The organism is Dyella acidisoli (genome assembly GCF_030160295.1).
Classification (GTDB): Bacteria; Pseudomonadota; Gammaproteobacteria; order Xanthomonadales; family Rhodanobacteraceae; genus Dyella_B; species Dyella_B acidisoli.
On sequence record NZ_BSOB01000017.1, the window covers coordinates 306604 to 326399 of the forward strand.

A 19796-nucleotide genomic window follows, 5' to 3' on the forward strand; every position below is an offset into this window, starting at 1 on the left:
CCAATTTAGAAAAAGACGGCGCTCGTATCCGAGATAAAGCGTGCATCTTTTTCTGGCGGCAGATGCCCTAAAGATGAGGGTGTGCGTCTATTTGCAGGCTTGTCTATGAGATCCATAGTCATCAAATTCCATGAATGAAAATGTTGCGACGCAATAAAAAAACCTCATGCAGCGACTAAATGCGAGTTTGCGATCAAAATGCCGCGAACGTCATTTGGATGATTCCACATCAAGACATCGAGTACTGAAAGGTTGCTCTCATACAGGTATGGTTGGGTATCGTACGCGAAATTGTCGAATTGCATAAAATATAGTGAAATATCGCGTTCTTTGAAGCGTTGAGGATTGAATAGTTGTCTTCCACTAATGGGGTTAATATAGCTACTCGCACCTAATTGGTGAGATATTTCAAGTGCCCATTCGCCAGGTTCGAGGTTCGCGGGAAGCTGCAACTTCATTTCGGAACTGATCTGTACGCGAAAAGGAATGTTTAAGTACGCACATACAGTTTTTAACGCTTGCACGTTGAGGCTTGTCAGCAAATCGTTCTTCATTGAGGTGAAGACATCATTTACGATTTCTTTTACATTGTCGAAATAGGGTGCTTTGTGCCGATAGTGGCTGAGCTTGCCAATAATGCTTTTATGACTTGCTGCTATATCTAGAATTCTGGCTTCGTGGGTCTTTATGCTGGTTGATGAGTTTGAAAGCGGCACTGTGACATAGTTCCAGCCTGTAGCCGGATGCAATATTCGATTTCTATTCATCCACGTCTTGGGCGTATATTGCGTTATATCGAAAACTACCCAAGCATCAGTATGCGCAATTAATGCAAAATGCGCTAGGTAAGGAAAGAAATATGGCTGCATGATGCCGAGGCGCACATTACACCTCAATTTTTTTTAGCATGGTCGCGTATGTCCTTGCTTCGGCGAGCACAGCGCAAACCTGGTCGACGTCATGCACGGAGACATCAACGCCGAGTGGCAATTGAAAGTAGTTGCGTATTACATCGACAGAGTGCTGCAACTGGTCTTCCTCTGGTGCTATGTATGCCAAACTTGCTTCTAGGCATGGATGATGACGAGCGTTGATGTTCTCGGCCTTTAAAACTGCGATTAGGCGGTCTCTACTCATTCCGAATACAGATTCGTCAACTTGGCATACGACATATGCATAGTTGCTATTGCAGGTGTCGCTCGGTTTCAACAGGCGCAAACCAGAAACCTTTTCAAGGCCGCTCTCATATCTTTGGAGCAGTGCTAAGTTTCTCGATTGTAGTTGCGGGAAGTCATCGAGATGCAGTAGTCCCAGCGCCGCTTGTGCTTCTGACATTCTACCGTTGCTGGTTTTTGCCACGGCGGTAAAGGTGCCCGCGCCATAGCTGCTGCGGATGTTGCGCAGACGTGCCGCCAGAGCATCATCATTCGTGCATAGAAAGCCGCCTTCTGCCCCTCCCATGATTTGGCTGCTGTGAAGTGAAAAAACTTCTACATCACCCAGGCTGCCAATTGACGCGCCGTTAACGACATTTGCGAACGCGTGGACAGAATCGAAATATAGATGGATGCCGAATCGACTGGCGAGGCTTCGCAGAGCTGGCGCGTCGCATATGCTTCCCCACTGATTTACTGCCAATATGCCTGAAATTGCTCCGCGATTTTGGTTAAGTATGTCGGTTACGTGACCGATGTTCATCTGATGTGTTGACGAATCTATGTTGCAGAAAATTGGTTCAAGGCCGGCCCAAGCCAGAGACTGCAAAACAGAGGTGGAGGCTAGCGCAGGGACGACAACCTGATCTCGTAGCTCCATTGCTTCGGCTGCCATGATTAGCCCAATCGTTGCGTTGGTGACGCATACGACATGCCGCATCCCATGGAGAACGCTTAGGCGCTGTTCGAGTTGAGACGTTAGTGGGCCTTGGTTCGTATAGTACTGCCGGGCGAAGATGTCTCGAAAGATACTCTCATATCGCTCCGGCGCAGGCAGATAGGTGGTGTCACCGACCAACAGAGTATTGAACCTGGGGCGTGCACCCAGTATGCCGAAGGTTGGATGAGACGGTGTTGTGTTCATTTTTGATGTAGTTGTCTAGTGATCTGATCGGCGTGGTCATGTATGAAACGAAGAAGCGAAACTATGAGTGCCGTATCGTCGTCGTCGACGAAATATCCGCAAGGTAATAACATGAATTGTTCAGCTAGGCTTTCTGTCAGGCTGAGATCGCCGGCAATGGTGGGGTACGTTGTACGTTTCATGTGTAGTGCCGGCGAGTAATATGGGCGCGCAATCACGCGTTCGCTGTGCAGGATGGACAGCGTGTCTGCGCGAGAGAGTGGCCATTCTGCAGAAAGTCGCACCACGATATTTTTGTAGCTGCATTGCTCACGCTCGTCAAAAGCGAGCAGATTTATGCCTGGTACTGAACCAAGCATGTGCTTGTAGGCTTCGTAGCGCATACGATTGCGTTCGACTTGTGCGGGAAGATCCAACAGGCTGGCGAGCGCCATGGCTGCGTGAACGTCATTCATGGTTGCGTCAATGCCATGAGGGATTGTGCGACCGTCTTCGAGCACCCCCATGCTACGCATTTTGATTAGCTTTTCCGCAAGGTCGGGATCGTTGGTAGTCAAATAACCACCCTCGAAACCATTGATCAATTTGCTGGCGTGCATGGAAAAGCATTCCGCGTTGCCAAACGATCCTATCTTTTTCCCCTTATATGTTTCGTATACTGATTCGACTGCGTCGACTAGTAGGGGAAGATTGTTGCGTTCCGCCAACCCGACTAGGCCATCGATTTCGCAACAGTTGACGATTGGATGCACGGCAAGCAGCAACGCTGTGTTTTCATTAATGCAGCGTGCGGCAGTTTCGGCATTGATACCGAGTGTGTGAGCGTCTATCTCACAATAGTGGGGGACCAATTTTACCCAAGCAGCAATGTCTGCCATGCGGCGGTATGTCAACGAAGGCATTACTATTTCTGTCTTGCCAGGGACAGCTAAGCATTTCATGGCAAGTGCCAGCCCCCAGAACCCGTTGCTGAAAGCAACACAGAATGTAGTGTTGTGAAACTCCGCCAATTCTCGTTCGAGTTGTTCAACCAATGAAGGTGCGCCGATTCTTCGCCTTTGTTCAAGAATCGACTTGGAGTGCAATAAAAATGTCTCGACATCCGGACGAACAAGGTTGGACGTGGAGCGTGGGGTGGCGAACAAGGCGGTGCCGCCAAAGTTTGCCAAATCACTTATGTTTTTTTTGTGGATCACTTGATTTACTTCATTCGTGAATGGAGTGGTTCCAATATCGCGTCAAAGCGATAATGTGCCGCAAAGAAGTCATCCGGCATATGCTTGAATCGAATGCTCCATCCTGTTTCGGCTGCAAGCTGCTCCATATCTTCCTTGCTGCGCCAAATTCCAATTTGCGATGCATGATCTACTAGTTCTTCAGCATAATCTTTTCCTGCAGGATAGAAAGCTTGAGCGCGTGCTTTATCCGGCAAATTGCCAATGTACAACTTCTTGACCTTTGTAAATCGCTCCGATAGCCCCTGCAGGACAGTGCGAGCATCCTGAGTCGTGAAATAAGAAAAACTGCCATAGCAGAGCGCTTTGGTGAATCGGTCAGGATTCTGCTCCGTTTGAATATATTCGGCAGCATCGCTTAGGCTGAAATTGAACTCTGGAGGTTTGCCAAAGTTTGCTAGTGCAACGGATATTAGGTATTCCGAATTGTCGACACCAAGGAACTCAGCAATATCGTGGAAGAGTAGCTGAGAAAGCGCGCCGTTGCCGCAAGCAATATCTAGCAGGCAGTCGTTATTGCAAAAATCAAGGCCGCTCTTGATGGCTTCGACAATGAGCTGTATTTGATTTTCCGGTATCGGCTTTCCATGGACAGTACGCCTGACTTGCCCCCAGAAATCATCTGGCGGCAGCGTTTTGGGATATTCCTTGTAGTCCGATTTTGGGAAATTCATGGGGACCCTTTTACGTCAGTGACGCTTGGTGGTGCTATGTGATCTATTTGCGATTTTTCATGCTATTGATGGTTGCGATTACCGTGGTACAGCATTTCAATCACGCGGCAGATTTGTTTGATGCTGTCAGGATGCAAACTGGAGCCTGCGGGAAGCACGACGACACGCTCCGAAACTTTGTGTGAATTCTGAAGCATCAGCCCTGCGTGAGGGAATAAGTCCCGATAGGGTTTCATCTTGTGGCAACCCGGCCAAAAATACTTGCGCGCCAGTATATTTTCGGCGTGAAGGGCAGCGATGACTTCATCACGCGTGGGTCCGAAATGTTCGTCAATCTCGATCACGACATAGTGATGACTGTTTTGTTCTTTGGGGGCATAGTCGAGTACGGAGATGCCTGGTATGGCCATTAGCGCTTCCCTGTAGATCCCGTAATTAAGGCGGGTCGCGGTGAACATTTCTTCGAGTGCATCAAGATTGGTCAAACCCATTGCTGCACATGCTTCGATCATCTTGCCATTAGTGCCTGGGTGGATGACGTTGTCGTAACCCTTGAAACCGAAGTTACGCATCAGGCGCATGGCGTCGGCCAGCTCGTCGTTGTTCGTGGTGACGGCACCGCCTTCCATGGTGTTGAACGCCTTAGTGGCGTGGAAGCTGAACACCTCGCACTCGCCGAAGCGCCCAATGTTCTGGCCATGATACGTGCTGCCGAAGGCGTGCGCGGCATCGAACATCAGCTTCAGGCCGTGTTCGTGGGCAATGGATTGAAGTTCGTCGATTGGCGCTGCACGCCCCCAAAGGTGAACGCCGATGATGCCTGTCGTGCGCGGCGTGATCATGCGCCGCACAGCTTCGGGATCGAGGTTGTGCGTAGCTGGGTCGATGTCGGCAAAGACAGGCGTAATACCTTGCCAGTACAGCGCATGGGCGGTGGCGATGAAAGTCCATGAGGGGACTATGACCTCGCCGGTCAATCCCAGGGCGCGAATCGCGATTTCCAGGGCGATGGTGCCGTTGCACATGGCGATACAGTGCTTGACACCGAGGTGGGCGGCGATGCGCCGCTCGAACTCCTGGACCATCGGGCCGTTGTTGGTCAGCCACTGGTTGTCCAGCACTTGCGCGATTCGCTGCAGGAATGCCTCGTGGTTGCCGATGTTGGGGCGTCCGACGTGCAGCCGCTCTGAAAATGCGGGTGGCGCGCCGTTGATGGCAAGATCCGAGGGATCGTTGATCCTTTTCATGGGCGATATGCAGTATAGGGAGTAGGTGAGGGGCCAGCGGCGTCTGGGGTGGTCACATCTCCACCGATGCCAATATGGAATACTTGTTGACAGCTCCGCAATGACGCTTCCCTGTGTGCGATCACGATGATCGTCTTGTTTCCTGACAAATTGCGGATTGCCTCGTTCAAGGCTTCTTCGGTTTGGGCGTCCAATGCGCTGGTGGCTTCGTCCATGAGTAGTACCGACGGATCGCGATAGAGTGCGCGAGCAACGCCGAGCCGTTGACGTTGGCCACCGGAGAGGCGGATACCGCGATCACCGATTTGGGTATCGTAACCTTGTGGCAACTCGCCGATGACGAAGTCGTGGATTTGCGCTGCGCGGGCAGCCTGTTCCACGGAGGCCATATCAATGGATTCGCGTGGCGCGCCGAAAGCAATGTTTTCGGCGATGCTGGCGTCCGACAAGTAGATGTGCTGTGGCACGTAACCGATACTGCGTTGCCACGCGGCAGCATTGTCGGCGGTGATCAGTACACCATCTACGCTCATCGTGCCTGCTTGGGGATGCAGCAGGCCAAGCAGGATGTCCATCAGGGTGCTTTTGCCTGCACCACTTTTGCCAACAATGCCCACACTGCTGTTGACGGGAATGATGAGATCGAAGCCGTCGAAGACCCGTTTTTCCGGTGCTGAGGGGTAGGCGTAGCGGATGCGCTGCAAGCGGATTTCGTGGTGGAACGGTATGGTGGAACTGGATATAGCATCAGGTTCCTCAGGTAGCTTCAGGTCACGATCGATGGATTCCAAAGTGGACGAGGTGAATCGCAGCTTGGCGAAGCCCCGATACATGATCTGTGCCGAAGGCAGCATGCGGTAGGCAGCAAAGCCGTACAGGCCCAGCGCTGGCAGCACATGGGCGATGTCGTTGGTCTTGAGGAGCAACACCAGGGCAATCGCAATGAGCCCGGTGTAGCCGGTGGCTTCCACCAGATACAGTGGGGATTGGGCCAGGGTCTCATTGGTGGCGGTGTGACGCGAGAACAAATGCGAAGCGCGTTCGAAATGGGTGAGATAGACCTTTGTGGCGTGAGTGACCTTAACGTCCTTGATGCCGCCGAGCGCTTCGTTGCAGGTTTGATAGCGCTGCCCATTTGCAGCGAGGCGCTCGGTGCCGATGCGCGCCAGGCGCTTGCGTACGAGTATGTAGATGCCGGCGTAAAGCAGGGCCAAGCTGACCATAATGCAAATGGCCGTCACTGCATCGTAGCAGAGGATCAGTGCGATCATGGCGAGCAGTACGGCACCCTGAGCCAGTAGTTGAGATAGGGGTTGAATCAGCTCAAAGAGCAATTGGTCAACCTCGGACAGTACATTTTTCGCCAGGATAGACGGGTTGTGGCTTAGGAAGAACTCGTAAGGTTGTTGTAGATAGCGCGACAGCAGGCGTGTGCTGATGGAGTGCCGCTCCATATGTACGAAGCGGTTCAGGATGTGCAGCGTGATGGTTTTGAACAGGGAAGAGGAAATGACCAGTGCAATGGATGCAAAACCCAGAAAGAAGATGAACTGGCGTGTGTCGGTCAGTCCAAGCCGGTGATAGGCGGCCATCAGCACCGGTGTTTCCTGGATGATGGCCGGTCGCCCCAGCACTGAGAGAAACGGCATGATGGACAGTACGCTGGCGGTCTCGGCCATGGCCATCAGCACGACCAGCATGAGCATCCGTATCGCTTTGCTCCTCTCGGCTGGCGTAAATATGTCCCAGATTTTTCCAAGAGTGTTGAACATTGGTAGGGTGCTATCGCGATGAGATTTGATCAGGACCTGGTTGTAGAGATTGTCGGACTGTGGGCTTCGATTGTATCGAGTAGGTTCTTCAACTCCTGATCGAGTCTGCCTCCGACATTCATCAGCGCTAGCTGACGGTATGCATGCATGGCTTCTGATGTTTGGCCAAGCGCTACGAGCATTCGTATCAGCGTGATTCGGTAGGCGGTTTCATTGGGGGCCGTGTTGACGGCACCCTCAGCCATCTGCTCGCCCAGGGCTCTATCACCAAGTACGTTCCATGCATAGTCGCCATACATGGAAAGCAAGCGTGCGCTGGGATTGGGGTGCGATAACGCGGCCAAGTAGGCATCAATCATGCGCCGAGGGGGGAGGTCGCAGCCGTGATCGCGGGCACATTCGGTCAACGCGCCGAGCGAGCTCTCGTCCTGTACGCCGGCCGGGCGAGATTTCAGCTTTCCGATCATGCTGTCCCACCATGTATCTTTTAACGGCAAGTGCATGCGTGCGTTCATGAAAATCAAGGCTTGTTCGGGAAGGATCGAGGAGTGCGGGAGCGCGGCGGCGCGCTCCAGCGGAGCATACGCCAAGGCAGTGAAAGGTGACCTTGGGTCGTAATGGGAGCAAATGATGTAAGTACGGCCCAGTTCGTATTCCGCCCGTGGAGAGTTGGGGGCGCGGCTTGCCAGTGTTTCGGCAAGGCTGAGCGGGGCACCCCACGCGATGGCGGTGACAGCTGTTTCAAAGGTCCACAACAGCATCAGCATGACCAGCGCGGTGCTGCGAGCAAGGATAAAACTCTGCGTTGACTGTGGAGCCTGGCGCCACATGCCCGTGGTTAGCAGTGGCATCATGGCGAGCAGGAGCCCGAAACTCGCGAAATAGTTGCGATGTTCGTAGACCAGTTCCAGCGGCAAGACGGTGGCGGTAAGCAGGTGGGCGCCTAAAAACAGTGCGGTGCCTAGCGATACCAACGGCCAGCGCTGGCGCAGCACAGGAACCAGCAAAGCCATGGCTGCCAGTATCACTATGCAAGGAAGCGTGGTCCATGGATGCCACAATCCTGTCGAGACAACGAAGTTGTCGTGGTAGAAGGAGAGTGCATCGGGAGTGGGCAACAAGGTCCAGATGATGTAGTCCACCACGATTCGGGCTTCACTGAGCAGGCGTGTGCCCAGAGTGAAGTCGCGGGTGGCCCAGTTTTCCGGTCTCAGCAGACCGGGTAGCAGCCACGTGAGGCCGACAACAAGTGGAGCAAGCAATCCGATCACATAGAGACTGATCAGGCGCCAGTCATGTGGATGGACAACCTGCGAAGCAGCAGCAGGCCGCTTGCGGAAACCAAATAGGATCCACTCAATCAGAAATGCATAGAGTGGCAACATCACCGCCGTTTCTTTGGCCAGCAGCCCGATGAGCGTGAAAAGGGCGATGCTTGCCGCGCAGATGCCGAGCCCACCCCAATCGGATAGGTGTTGACTAGATGGTGATGGGCTGTCGCCATCGGACAGCATACACTTGCGCCCCGTCACATAGCCGATCAGGCCCATAAGCACGAACAGGTTGGCGAGGCTCTCCATGCGTTGGACGACATAGAGCACGCCCGTTAAATTGATGGGTAGAAGCATCCAGCCGCAGGTGAGGACAGCAGCGACGTAACTTGAACGCGGTCTATTTTCTGGCGACTGTCTGCTTGCGAGTTCTATTAATGCACGCGCAAGTAAAAACACCAAGAAGCCGTTTAATAGATGAATAACCAGATTGGTGAGCTTCATCCAATAAGGATCAAGGCCTGTAAGAAGGTAGTTCGCGGCGAAGCTCAGTGAAGAAAGTGGGCGCTTGAATTCGCTTGATGGTGACGAAAGCGCTGCGTTTAGTAGTGATGCAAACGATGCATCAGCTGGTTGAACGCCCTTGTTATCGACGATATTAGGGTTGTCGTCAAAGAAGAAGCTGCCGGATAAGCCCGGCCAGTAAGCAAAGGTGGTAATTATCAGCCCTAGGGCCAGCAGACCCCATGGGAGCCACCATCGATGTAATTTGGGGGTTGTCAGGCTCATCGGTTGCCGGTGGGTTGCGAAGCAGCATCGCTGCGTAGTGTAGCGCGCAGGCGCGCGAGCTCTTTGGGCCAATAATCTTGCTGCTCCAAAACCCAGGCGTGAACGCGTGGCATGCCTAACCCTGGTGGTGTGGCTTTCTGTTGCACGGCTTTATAATGGTCCAGGTGTGCCAGGCCGTGGCGTGGATAACCCATGGCACCCAGTAGCGCGGCTTGTGCCAGCGCGTCTGATTCACGTACCTGTATATCTAGCCCATGGTTGAAGTCGGTCAGGGCCATATCGGCGTTACCCCTGATCAATGCGAGGTGGCCTTGCAGATAGTAGAGGTCCTGTCTCCGGCCAGGATTCGTGGCGAGGTATGGGTTTTTCTGCGCCGCGTCGAGAAGGCTTGCGATCGTTTCAAGGTTAAGCTGGCGGCATGGCGGGTGCTGGGCTTGTTCCATCATCCCGTCGAACCAATGCGCCATCAGGTTGCCGGTATCCCGGCTCGTACGAAGCGCGGTTTGCGAAGCGTCGATCGTGCTTGGATCAATGCTGCCAAGCTGGCATTGTGCACTAAACAAATTCAAGGCTAGTTGGACTTGATCCGGGTCTTTGACCAGTAGGCGCTTTAGCCTGATAACGGCAAGCTCCGGATGGCCGGCGTCCCTTTCGGCGATAGCGGCGCTGGCCTGCGCGCGCGGCGAATCGGGATTCAACGCGGCCCACAGGATGGCCTGATCATGCGTGTTTCCCCATAACTCCGCGTTGGTGTGGGTCATCAAGCCCAGGCCCATAAGCAATGCCACGGCGAGTGCTGGCTTTGCTTTGCGCAGCGTGAGTGTAGAGCTGTCTGCCTGTTGGGAATGGGGGGGCGTTGTTTCCATGGCTGGCGACATGGTTAGGCGCATTGCATTCCGTTCTGTGCCGGCGGGCGTGCTTTGCGGAACACGAACATTGCATAGCCACAGAGCCAATGGCCAGAACATCAATAGGGCCGGCAAATAGTTGCGATGCTCGAAATACAATTCCAGCGAAATGGTGCTGGATTCAATGGACTGACCGACGAAATAGAACAGAATCGCGGTAGCTGTGAACGGGTGTTGACGTCGATATTTCCAGGCTAGCGCAATTAGTGCGAGTACCCCGAGCAGCGCAGGCAGAGTTGTGCCGGGCGCCAAAAGAGAAGTGGATGCTTGGACGTTATCGTTAAAAAGCCCGGGGGTGAACGGCCTCGGCAGCCACAATAGATTGAGGTACTCCATTAGTACTCGTGGCTCGGTCAGCAAGCGTTGCCCAAGCGTCCAGGTACGCACTGCGGAAATGCCGTGAACAAACCCCTGCCAGCCTTCAACCAGCAGGTAACAAAGAATCAGCAGGGCGGGTATCCAAGCTAGCAGGAGCATGCATACACGATACAAACTGCTGGTGGTGCGCAGGGGGGCGTTGGGTGACGTGCGCAGCAGGGTGTACTCGATGACCAGCGCTAACGCAGGCAATAAGACGCCATTGGCTTTGCTCAGTGTCCCCAGCAGGGTACAGGCGAGGAGCCCACACAGCGTCCAGGCCGCGCCGGAAAGTCGCGAGCCCTTTTGCAAGGCAGTTCGGCCATGCAGCCACGCCAATAAACCAAGCAAGGTAAACGTGGTTGGCAGCATCGCTTCCCGCTGCACAATGTATAGCGTGGTTGAAACAAATAGTGGATGCAGCAGCCAGAACTCGGCCCCCAGCAGCGCAGCCGTGTCGACACGGCGCTGGTTGGCGTCTGGCAAAAGCATTCGTCCCAGTACCCGCAGCAGACATGCCAGCAGTGCGCCGTTGAGCAGATGCAAAACCAGGTTGGTGCGCTTGAACGGGAGCGGATCGGCGGGCCAGTTGTGGGCGTCGAGCAAAAAGCTTAGCAGCGTGAGTGGTCGCCCAGTCGGATCGGCGGTTCCGGACGTGATGTACTGCCAGAATGCGGGCCAATTATTTATGGGCCCATCGCTCCCGAGAGCCGGAAGGTTGGCGTAGTCGTCAAATAAGAAGCCTCCTCGCAAGCCCGGGTAGTAAACGATCGCTGTCGCTATAAGTAACCCAGTCAGCAATAAAAAAAACGTTGGTGCGCGGCTCGGCTTCATGGGTTCTCTAAATAAAAGAAGGGCCGCGTTTGCGGCCCTTTGTGTTGCTTGAAGATAGACGTAATGCGATCAGCCACCAGTGCGGCAGGCGGTTGGCAGATACTTGGCCGGCACGGTGGTGTTACTGCTCGCGCACGACCACGACATGGTGCCGCCCTTCGTGATAGCCGAAAAAGCAATGATCTCACCCGAAATTGCGCTGTTAACCTGGCCACCACCGAAAGTGGCTTTGATGATGCCAGATGCGGTGACGGCGTCTACCTGACTTACGTACTTGCCAGCCACGCTGGCGGCGGCGGGCAAACCGGCAGACAAGTTGCTGGTCGGGAAGTGCCCTGTGTTCTGATAGAACTCTGCAAGAGCCGTCTCGGAAGCGCTCGCCAGAACCGCGCCTTCGGACACCTGCGCGCGGATCAGGTAGTTCTGGTAAGCCGGAATAGCGATGGCTGCCAGGATGGCGATGATCGCAACCACGATCATCAATTCGATAAGGGTAAAGCCCTTTTGCACACTCTTCATGATAGTTCCTCTTGGTTAGCTAACCGTGTAATGCCCCCTGAGCTCCAGTCCCTATCCCCCTAGGCGGGATTGGATCCCCATAACGCGGTCGGAACGTACAGGAAGCGGGATTTACGATGCACCTTGCATGCCACTTTCATCGAGGCATACGGCCCTAGGTGCGCCGTATGTTTGGCATTGTGTCCTGGGTCACGCAGATCGACAAGCCAAATCCATCAAGGATTTCCTCATCGGTTCTCAGGGTTGGCGGGCCTCATAGTAGCGTGGGTTGCAAATTGTCATCAGGTGACAATTTTTGTCAGTCGTGAGCGTGTTCGATCAGTGTCGGCAGACTGTTGGCAGGTACCTGTCCGCCAAAGTGCTGGGTGTACAGGTCCAATTGATGTTTCCAGACGAGGTAAGGGCCGAGAGAACCAGCGTGGAGCCATGGATCGTCGTGTTAGCCTGGGGGCCGTTGTAGGTGACCGTGATCTGGCCGGCAGGTGCCAGGTTGACGCTGGACACGTACTTCCCCGATATGGACGCGGCGCTGACCAACCCTGCCGACTGATTGGTGGTCGGCAAATAACCCCTGGTAGAGAAGAAGTCCCATTCGGCGCTCTTGGCCGCTTCGGCTAGGTCGATGCCCTCGCTGACTTGGGCTCTTATGACATAGTCCTGATAAGCGGGGATGGCGATAGCAGTGAGGATGGCAATAATTGCCACGACGATCATCAACTCTATCAAGGTAAAGCCGGCAGAAACACGTTGGCGCAACATGGTCAGATCCCCTGGGTTTAGACCAATGCGAGGCATGTTCCGTACCAAAGGGAGCAGGGAAATGTGATCCGTTTTGTCTTTTGGGATGCTCGCCACCATCTTGGGCTTTGCAGGCGGCATGCCGGCTCACAACGCCTAGTTTGTGACTGGATGCGAGCGAACGTAATCCATCACCTGTTTAAACCGTTCGCGCTCCGCAGCTTGTTCATCCGCAGTAAGTAATGAAAGAGCGGTAGCTTCAGCCTGAGTGGCTGTGCTTATTTGTCCTTGCATGGCGAGTGCAACGACAAGTAACTTCTGCGGTTGTGGGTCAAGCTTTTCTAGGGAAGTGGCCGCTCGGGCCAATGCTTCGGCATGTTTGTAGTTCCCTTCAAGAAATTCCACTTGCCCGGCAGTTGTGAGGTAAAAACGATAATTAGGCTGCGTATATAGCTCGGGCAGGTCTTTCACTTTTTGCAGAAAAAAATCCGCGCGTTGTGGATTCTGTTCCGTAACGGACATGCTTGCTGCGTTGAGCATGCAGTTCACGCATGTCTCATGGTTTTTGATTATGTCGTCAATCAGCTTCCAAGCTGATGCAGTGTCTTGTTGTTCGATGTAGGCGCTAATCAGCTCATCCTTGGCTCCCACGTAGGTTGGGTTTTGTTGTGCTGCCCATGTCCACAAATTTATTTGGGTGGACCAGAGCGGAATGGTTAGGCGAACCGTTATCACTGCCAGGATCAGCCATGTGGCAAGAATAAGCCTTCCAGCAGGCGACAAGAGTCGTCGCAGACTGGGTGGAAACGAAATTTGCTTCAAGCTGGATGGGAGCCACGCACACGCCACGGCAAGTGCTGTCATGGCATAGCGCTCGTGATAGAGGCTGGTATCAAAATGCGGGCCAATAAGATAAAGCACTGGTAGAAGCGAAAACGTGATGCAAAGTATCAGCGCCCCGAAATAGATACGACGCAACGTCATCCATATGCCAGCGATGAGAATGCAGGCAGCTCCGATGTCCTGCAGTAGCGTGGATATATTGAAGGCGAGAAATTGTTGAGTCGGCACCGGGTGTAGCGGACCCATGCCAACAGTTGGCCAGAAAAACATTTGCCAATAGCGCAAATAAAGAAAACTGGCCTGCTGTAGGCGAGCCCATATGGGTAGTGGGTGCGCGTCTGCGCCTGGTACAAGGGCGCCTAACGAGAAATGCCTTATTACAAGATAGGCAACGCCCGTGACGATGATTGCTACATAAGTGAGCCAATTTTGACCAATGAGCGTTCGGATCCGGCTAGCTATGTGATCGTCACTTGGTCCGGGACGCGTAAGCCAATCCAGGACAACGAGAATAAAAGGAAAGGCGGCTGCAGATTCTTTGGAGCATGCCGCCAGGAAAAAGCATATTGCGACCGTAAAAGCACGGCGCGTGGGTCGAGTGATGCCCGCGTTGGCTATCCAACCCAGCAGCATGAATAAGGTTGCAGCGAGTTCAAACTGGCAACCTATCCACACCACGGCTTCAACTAGTAGCGGATGTAAGCCATACAGCAGGGTGGATACGCCAAAAACCCAATAGCGCTTCTGCAAGAGTGCGTTACGAGCGGAAATTTTCAGGGAAAGCACGCCCACCAATAGCGTGTTCACTACATGAAAAGCCAGCGAAACCAGATGCATCGGGCCTGGCTGCGTATCGAACAGGCGCAGTTGTAGCGTGAACAAAGCAACGACAAGCGGCCGAAAGTAGTTGAGCCAGTTATTGAACCCGTGAAACAGCAAATGGACCCATTGATCGCCATGGCGCAGCCACGCCATCCTCTGAAAGTCTGTAATGTCGTCATAGACGAACTGCGCGTGAGCTACCGGCCAGTACGTGATGGCAACGATTAGGCCTATTACGGCAGCACATAAAGCAAGTTCCCACTTGCCGCGGAAGATGGTGTTCGAGAACATTAGACGATTGCATCCTGGTGACCCCGCCAAATTATCTTACAGGCGCGCCTCCAGCAATGAGAGCCAGTGCACCGGTAACACTCGGTGGTCCCCACAGTCCGTACATCTATCGAGGAGTTGGCATGAAACCTTTGTTTGCGGCGTTGCTGTTGGCCTTGCCGGCCATGTCGACCGCGGCGAATACGTCGTCCCACGGAACGCCCGTGGAGGATCATTCGCCGCATCCCTTCAACATCAATGATCTGGTGATGATGGACCGGGTTAGCGATCCGCAGTTGTCGCCTGACGTTCGCTACGCTGCCTACAGTGTTCGCAGTACCGATTACGCAGCCAACAAGGGCATCAACGCTATATATGTGCAGGACCTGGGCGAATCCGCTAGCAAGCCAATCAAGGTGGTAGTCAAGGGCTCGTCTCCGCGCTGGTCGCCGGATGGCCACAGCATCTATTACATCGCTCAGGCCGATGGGGTGGCCCAGCTATGGCGCTTGGATTTTCCTGCTGGCAAGCATGGTCCTGAGCTGACAGCTGCTACCGTGCCGGCGCAGGTTAGCCATGGGCAGCTCGATATCGACGCGTACAAGCTCTCGCCAGATGGCAAAAGCGTGCTGCTCTCCTACGCCGTATTCACCGACTGCAACGACCTGGCCTGCACCAAGGAGCGCCTCGACGGCCGCGCCAAGGACAAGTCCACGGGTATGCTCTATAAGAAGCTGTTTGTACGGCACTGGGATACCTGGTCCGATGGTCGGCGCAGTCAGCTCTATCTTGCCCACTTCGCCGCAGATGGCAGCCTGTCGGTCGAGCCGATCTGGCTGAGCAGAGGTATTGATGGCGATATCCCCAGCAAGCCATTTGGCGACGATAGCGAATTCGCGTTCTCGCCCGATGGCAACACGGTGTATTTCGATGCGCGCATTGCCGGCAACAGTGAGCCGTGGTCGACCAATTTCGATCTGTTCAAAGTGCCGGCGGACGGCTCATCTGTACCGCAGAATCTCACTGCGGCGAACAAAGCCTGGGATGCCTATCCCATACCCTCGCCGGACGGCAAGACGCTGTACTACCTCGCCATGAAGACGCCCGGGTTTGAGGCCGATCGTTTTGGCATCATGGCGATGGATCTGACCACTGGCACGATCCGGGAGGTTGACCCTTCCTGGGATCGCTCGGCCAGCGGTATGCAGATCAGCGCGGACGGCAAGACATTGTTTGTGACGGCCGATGACGAAGGACAGCATCCGCTGTTTGCCGTGGACGTCGTCAGTGGCAAGGTCGACAAGCTGGTCGATAACGGATCGGTGAGCGCGTATTCCGTCGCTAACAAGCGTATCCTTTTGGCTCGCGATGACCTCAAGCACCCTTCCGATCTCTACACCGTAGCCACTGATGGCAAAGACCTGAAGCAAGTCACGCATTTCAACGCGATGAGCTTGAAGAACGCGAAGATGGGTGATGTGCAGTTCTTTACCTTCCCGGGTTGGAACAGCCAGACTGTGCAGGGCTATGTGGTAAAGCCGGTCAACTACAAGGTAGGCCACAAATACCCGGTCGCCTTCATCATCCATGGCGGCCCGCAGGGTGCGATGAACAACGACTGGAGCTATCGCTGGAATCCGCAGACGTACGCGGGCCAGGGTTTCGCTGTCGTCACCATCAACTTTCACGGTTCCACCGGCTACGGTCAGGCATTCACTGATTCCATCTCAGGCGATTGGGGCGGCAAGCCTCTGGAGGATCTCAAGCTTGGCTGGCAGGCTGCACTGGATAAGTACAACTTTCTCGATAGCAACCGTGCTTGCGCGCTCGGAGCCAGCTACGGTGGCTACATGACCTACTGGATTGCCGGCGTATGGAACAAACCATGGAAGTGCCTGGTTGATCACGATGGCGTGTTTGATGGACGAATGATGTATTACGCCACCGAAGAGTTATGGTTCGAAGAGCATGAAAATGGCGGCCCGCAGTTCGACATGCCTGAGAATTACGAGAAGTTCAATCCGCTCGATCATGTGAAGGATTGGCGCGTGCCAATGCTAGTGGTTCACTCGGGCAATGATTTCCGCATTCCGATTACACAGGGCCTAGGTGCCTTCACGGCGCTGCAGCGTCAGGGCATCCCGAGCGAGTTCCTTACTTTTCCTGACGAAAATCACTGGGTATTGAAGCCGCAAAATAGCGTGCTGTGGCACGAAACGGTAAACGCCTGGCTGAAGAAATGGACGGCGCAAGACACATCGTCCAATAGGCCTTAGGGCTGTTCTTGCCCTTTCCTCTTTTGGGAGGGGTAGTAATCCGTGCAACCGGTAAAGCTTGATCCATTTGGTCGACTTGGGTGTGCAGGTGTCGGTGTATTAAGGTGACAGAGGAAAGGTATGAGTGCGGGTAGTGATTACCGGCTTGGATATCGGGCCGACGTTGAGGGGCTGCGCGCCATTGCCATCCTCTTGGTTATCGGCGCCCATGCTCTTGTACCGGGCCTTGGTGGAGGGTTTGTTGGGGTCGATGCTTTCTTCGTACTGTCGGGGTTCCTGATCACCGGGTTGCTCATCAGGGAAATTGCAGATACAGGACGTCTAAAGTTTGCAGATTTCTATCTTCGTCGGCTCAGGCGACTATTTCCCGCACTGATTGTGATGCTGTTGGCTAGCGGTGTGTTGGCAGCACTCGTTCTTGCGCCTATGGAGCAAATGACACAGGCCCAAACAGGGATTAGCGTCACCGCATGGCTTAGTAACGTCCACTTTGCGTTCAGCAGATTGGATTACTTTGCGCCAGGAAACGACACGAATATCTTTTTGCATACGTGGTCGCTTGGAGTGGAAGAACAGTTCTACCTTGTCTGGCCCGCATTGATCTATTTGGTCCTGCGCAATAAGGGCTTGCAAAGTCTTGGTTGGCTGCGGATATGCATGATATCTGTCGCGGTTGTCAGTCTGGTGGCCTGTTGGGCACTCACGTACCGATCTCCGCAGCTGGCTTTTTACATGATGCCGCTTCGTGCGTGGCAGTTCGCGGTAGGTGCGCTGGTTTGGTTGGAGTTTCGCGAAAGATCCGGATGGCTTGCCTTGTGTCACTTAAATGGAAAAACTGCAGGAGTTTTGGGTGCGCTTGGTCTTGTTATGTTGTTGGGAGCCGGTTGCTTGCTCGATTCGAACAGGCCGTACCCCGGATTGTATGCAATGGTTCCAACCATAGGGGCCGCGCTAGCTATTGCATCGGGCAGTTGCGGTACCGAAACGTTCGTCCAACGAGTGCTGTCACTGAAGCTTTTTCAGGCAATTGGGCGGGTTTCGTATTCTTGGTATTTGTGGCATTGGCCGGTTTTGCTGCTTGGCCATGCGCTTACGGGGTTCAGTACGGCCTCGTATCGATTGGCATATGTACTCGTTTCATTGCTATTGGCGGTTGCTTCCTATCGTTTTATCGAGCGCCCAATCAGACATCAGCAGTGGTGGCTGGTTCATAAGCGAACTGCAGCATTGTGCGCGGTAGTAGTCGCAGTGCTATCCATCACTTGTCTGCTGCATTGGTATAACTATGCCTATGACGTGGCTCAGGGAGGTGAGCAGAGGCGAATTGCACTTTCTCAAATCGATGCGCCAATCATTTATGAAATGGGATGTGATGATTGGTATAGAAGCGATCAAGTAAAGATATGTGCCTTTGGCGATGCGCATGCCGCCCATACTGCCTTGCTGCTGGGGGATAGCATTGCAGGTCAGTGGTTTCCGGCTATATCGCAACTCTATGATCGCCTAGGCTGGCGTTTATTGGTGCTTACCAAGTCATCTTGTCCCATGGTGGACTATCCTTATTTTTATGCACGCATAGGTCGTATCTACACGGAATGTGCTGCCTGGCGAAATGCTGCATTGAGAAAAATTGATGAAATCAAGCCGGATGTAGTGATTATGAGTTCTGATGCCACTCCTTTTTTTTCGCCCGAGGAGTGGGTCACAGGATCTACGCGTGTGATGCGATCGCTCAGCAAGGCGGCGACGCAAGTTTATGTATTGCGTGCGACGCCCAGCTTGCCTTTTGACGGTCCCGATTGTCTCGCTGAGCACGCATCTCGCCCTAAATGGTTGCTTGGTAATGGCAGTTGCAGCGTCTTAGTGAGTGACGCGACCGGCAATAGGATTTATGCCGCACTAGAGGCGGCTGCCACTCAGTTTGCGAATGTCCATGCGGTAGATATGAATAGTGAGATCTGTGCAGCAAGCGTATGCGATGCGGAGCAGAATGGTGTGGTTGTCTTCCGAGACTCGAAGCATATGACGGCGACTTTTGTGAAATCTCTTGAACCGGAGCTTGGCAAACAGTTACGAGCTGATGCGCCAGCCATGTGAGCACGCTCAAACTCAAATATGTAGCGGTTGAGCTAATTTCTTCTCGGCCACACTAGTTGCCGTCGGCTACCATGGTCAAAACCATTTTGCGCGCTTCAGGCATCAAATAGATGCCGCCCACTAGGCATGCGATTGCGCCCATGATCGCTGGATATGCCCACGGCTGACTCAATTCAGGCATATGCATGAAGTTCATGCCGGACCAGCTGGTAATCAATGTTGGCGCGGCGAGCATGGCCGCCCAGCCGGCGAGCTTTTTCATCACCTCGTTCTGGCCGAAGGAGACCATGGAAAGGTTGACGTTGATGGCGGCGGTGAGCATTTCGCGCATGGCGCTGATGGATTCGTTCACGCGGAAGACGTGGTCGTAAACGTCTCGGAAGTAGACGCGCAGTTCGTCTTGGATGAGTTCGGGGTGGAGGCGGACGAGTTGGTTGATGACGTCTTGCATGGGCGCGACGGCGAGGCGCAGGGTCATCAGGTCTCGCTGCATGTCGTAGAGGCGGCGGACGGTGTCGCGGTTGAAGGTGTTGGAGAAGATGTCTGTTTCCAGCGTCTGCAGTTCTTCGCGGAATTCGCGCACGATGGGGAGCAGGTTGTCGACGATGAAGTCGAGGACGCCGTAGAGGGCGTAGCTGGGGCCGAGTGCTAGTAGTTCGGGCGTTTTTTCGCAGTTTAACCGTGCAGGTTTGTAGGAGAGCGACGCGCCGTGGCGGATGGTGATGAGGTAGCGCTTGCCGAGGAAAATGTGGGTTTCGCCGAAGGCGAGGTGGCCGCTGATGAGTTGTGCGGTTTGTACGACGATGAAGAGTGAGTCATCGTAGGTTTCGACTTTAGTGCGTTGGTGGGCGCATCGGGCATCTTCCACGGCTAAGTCATGCAGGTTGAATTCTTCCTGCAGTTTCACTAGCAGAGCGCTGTCAGGTTCGTGCAGACCGACCCAGACGAAGGTGTCGGGGTCTTTCAATACTTCGCTGATGTCGTCGATGCTGATGTCGCGCAGGCGTGTGCCGTTGGTGCGGTAGGCTACGCAGTTGACGATCATGTTGGTGGCGGGTGGGTTTG

13 protein-coding genes and 1 pseudogene are annotated in these 19796 nt (G+C 54.0%); 2 read left to right on the plus strand and 12 right to left on the minus strand.

Annotated elements, in window-relative coordinates:
* Positions 1–164 precede the first annotated feature (164 nt).
* The 11 genes from QQJ86_RS10640 to QQJ86_RS10690 form a co-directional block, all read right to left on the minus strand.
* Entirely contained in the window at positions 165–884 is a 720-nt protein-coding gene (locus QQJ86_RS10640; protein WP_284320913.1) for a WbqC family protein, read from the minus strand.
* A 1-nt stretch (position 885) separates the two neighbouring features.
* Complete coding sequence (locus QQJ86_RS10645; protein WP_284320914.1) at positions 886–2079, minus strand: DegT/DnrJ/EryC1/StrS family aminotransferase; 1194 nt, start codon at positions 2077–2079, stop codon at positions 886–888.
* Positions 2076–3275, minus strand: coding sequence for a DegT/DnrJ/EryC1/StrS family aminotransferase (locus QQJ86_RS10650; protein ID WP_284320915.1), 1200 nt, complete (start codon positions 3273–3275; stop codon positions 2076–2078). The genes QQJ86_RS10645 and QQJ86_RS10650 overlap by 4 nt, the downstream gene beginning before the upstream one ends.
* 5 nt (positions 3276–3280) lie before the next feature.
* Entirely contained in the window at positions 3281–3988 is a 708-nt protein-coding gene (locus tag QQJ86_RS10655) for a class I SAM-dependent methyltransferase (protein WP_284320916.1), read from the minus strand.
* Positions 3989–4050: 62 nt separating this feature from the next.
* Positions 4051–5235, minus strand: a complete 1185-nt coding sequence (locus QQJ86_RS10660) for a DegT/DnrJ/EryC1/StrS family aminotransferase (RefSeq protein ID WP_284320917.1) — start codon at positions 5233–5235, stop codon at positions 4051–4053.
* Positions 5232–6941, minus strand: a complete 1710-nt coding sequence (locus QQJ86_RS10665; protein ID WP_284320918.1) for an ABC transporter ATP-binding protein — start codon at positions 6939–6941, stop codon at positions 5232–5234. The genes QQJ86_RS10660 and QQJ86_RS10665 overlap by 4 nt, the downstream gene beginning before the upstream one ends.
* 95 nt (positions 6942–7036) lie before the next feature.
* Entirely contained in the window at positions 7037–9067 is a 2031-nt protein-coding gene (locus QQJ86_RS10670; RefSeq protein WP_284320919.1) for a hypothetical protein, read from the minus strand.
* Positions 9064–11166, minus strand: a complete 2103-nt coding sequence (locus tag QQJ86_RS10675) for a tetratricopeptide repeat protein (protein ID WP_284320920.1) — start codon at positions 11164–11166, stop codon at positions 9064–9066. The genes QQJ86_RS10670 and QQJ86_RS10675 overlap by 4 nt, the downstream gene beginning before the upstream one ends.
* Positions 11167–11235: 69 nt before the next feature.
* Positions 11236–11685 carry a pilin gene (locus tag QQJ86_RS10680; protein WP_284320921.1) on the minus strand — a complete coding sequence of 150 codons (450 nt, stop codon included), beginning with the start codon at positions 11683–11685 and terminating at the stop codon, positions 11236–11238.
* Between the two features lie 318 nt (positions 11686–12003).
* Positions 12004–12444 (minus strand): pilin, encoded by a 441-nt coding sequence (locus QQJ86_RS10685; protein ID WP_284320922.1) that lies wholly within the window; start codon positions 12442–12444, stop codon positions 12004–12006.
* A 135-nt stretch (positions 12445–12579) separates the two neighbouring features.
* Positions 12580–14379 (minus strand): tetratricopeptide repeat protein, encoded by a 1800-nt coding sequence (locus QQJ86_RS10690; protein ID WP_284320923.1) that lies wholly within the window; start codon positions 14377–14379, stop codon positions 12580–12582.
* A 122-nt stretch (positions 14380–14501) separates the two neighbouring features.
* On the opposite strand from QQJ86_RS10690, the gene QQJ86_RS10695 reads away from it, so the two are divergent.
* Together QQJ86_RS10695 and QQJ86_RS10700 are read left to right on the plus strand one after the other, a co-directional pair.
* On the plus strand, positions 14502–16634 hold the full coding sequence (locus QQJ86_RS10695) for an alpha/beta hydrolase family protein (protein ID WP_284320924.1): 2133 nt from the start codon (positions 14502–14504) through the stop codon (positions 16632–16634).
* A gap of 120 nt (positions 16635–16754) precedes the next feature.
* A complete protein-coding gene (locus QQJ86_RS10700; RefSeq protein WP_284320925.1) occupies positions 16755–18731 on the plus strand; it encodes an acyltransferase family protein in 1977 nt (658 codons plus the stop codon).
* A gap of 75 nt (positions 18732–18806) precedes the next feature.
* On the opposite strand, the pseudogene corA reads toward QQJ86_RS10700, so the two are convergent.
* Positions 18807–19776 (minus strand): annotated as a pseudogene (corA, locus tag QQJ86_RS10705) (magnesium/cobalt transporter CorA).
* Positions 19777–19796 lie beyond the last annotated feature (20 nt).

Coding starts and splice junctions, on each gene's coding strand:
- QQJ86_RS10675 (WP_284320920.1), bottom strand. CDS start 11,166: ATGAAGCCGAGCCGCGCACCAACGTTTTTTTTATTGCTGACTGGGTTA.
- QQJ86_RS10645 (WP_284320914.1), bottom strand. CDS start 2,079: ATGAACACAACACCGTCTCATCCAACCTTCGGCATACTGGGTGCACGC.
- QQJ86_RS10655 (WP_284320916.1), bottom strand. CDS start 3,988: ATGAATTTCCCAAAATCGGACTACAAGGAATATCCCAAAACGCTGCCG.
- QQJ86_RS10685 (WP_284320922.1), bottom strand. CDS start 12,444: ATGTTGCGCCAACGTGTTTCTGCCGGCTTTACCTTGATAGAGTTGATG.
- QQJ86_RS10665 (WP_284320918.1), bottom strand. CDS start 6,941: ATGCTCATGCTGGTCGTGCTGATGGCCATGGCCGAGACCGCCAGCGTA.
- QQJ86_RS10680 (WP_284320921.1), bottom strand. CDS start 11,685: ATGAAGAGTGTGCAAAAGGGCTTTACCCTTATCGAATTGATGATCGTG.
- QQJ86_RS10700 (WP_284320925.1), top strand. CDS start 16,755: ATGAGTGCGGGTAGTGATTACCGGCTTGGATATCGGGCCGACGTTGAG.
- QQJ86_RS10690 (WP_284320923.1), bottom strand. CDS start 14,379: ATGTTCTCGAACACCATCTTCCGCGGCAAGTGGGAACTTGCTTTATGT.
- QQJ86_RS10660 (WP_284320917.1), bottom strand. CDS start 5,235: ATGAAAAGGATCAACGATCCCTCGGATCTTGCCATCAACGGCGCGCCA.
- QQJ86_RS10670 (WP_284320919.1), bottom strand. CDS start 9,067: ATGAGCCTGACAACCCCCAAATTACATCGATGGTGGCTCCCATGGGGT.
- QQJ86_RS10695 (WP_284320924.1), top strand. CDS start 14,502: ATGAAACCTTTGTTTGCGGCGTTGCTGTTGGCCTTGCCGGCCATGTCG.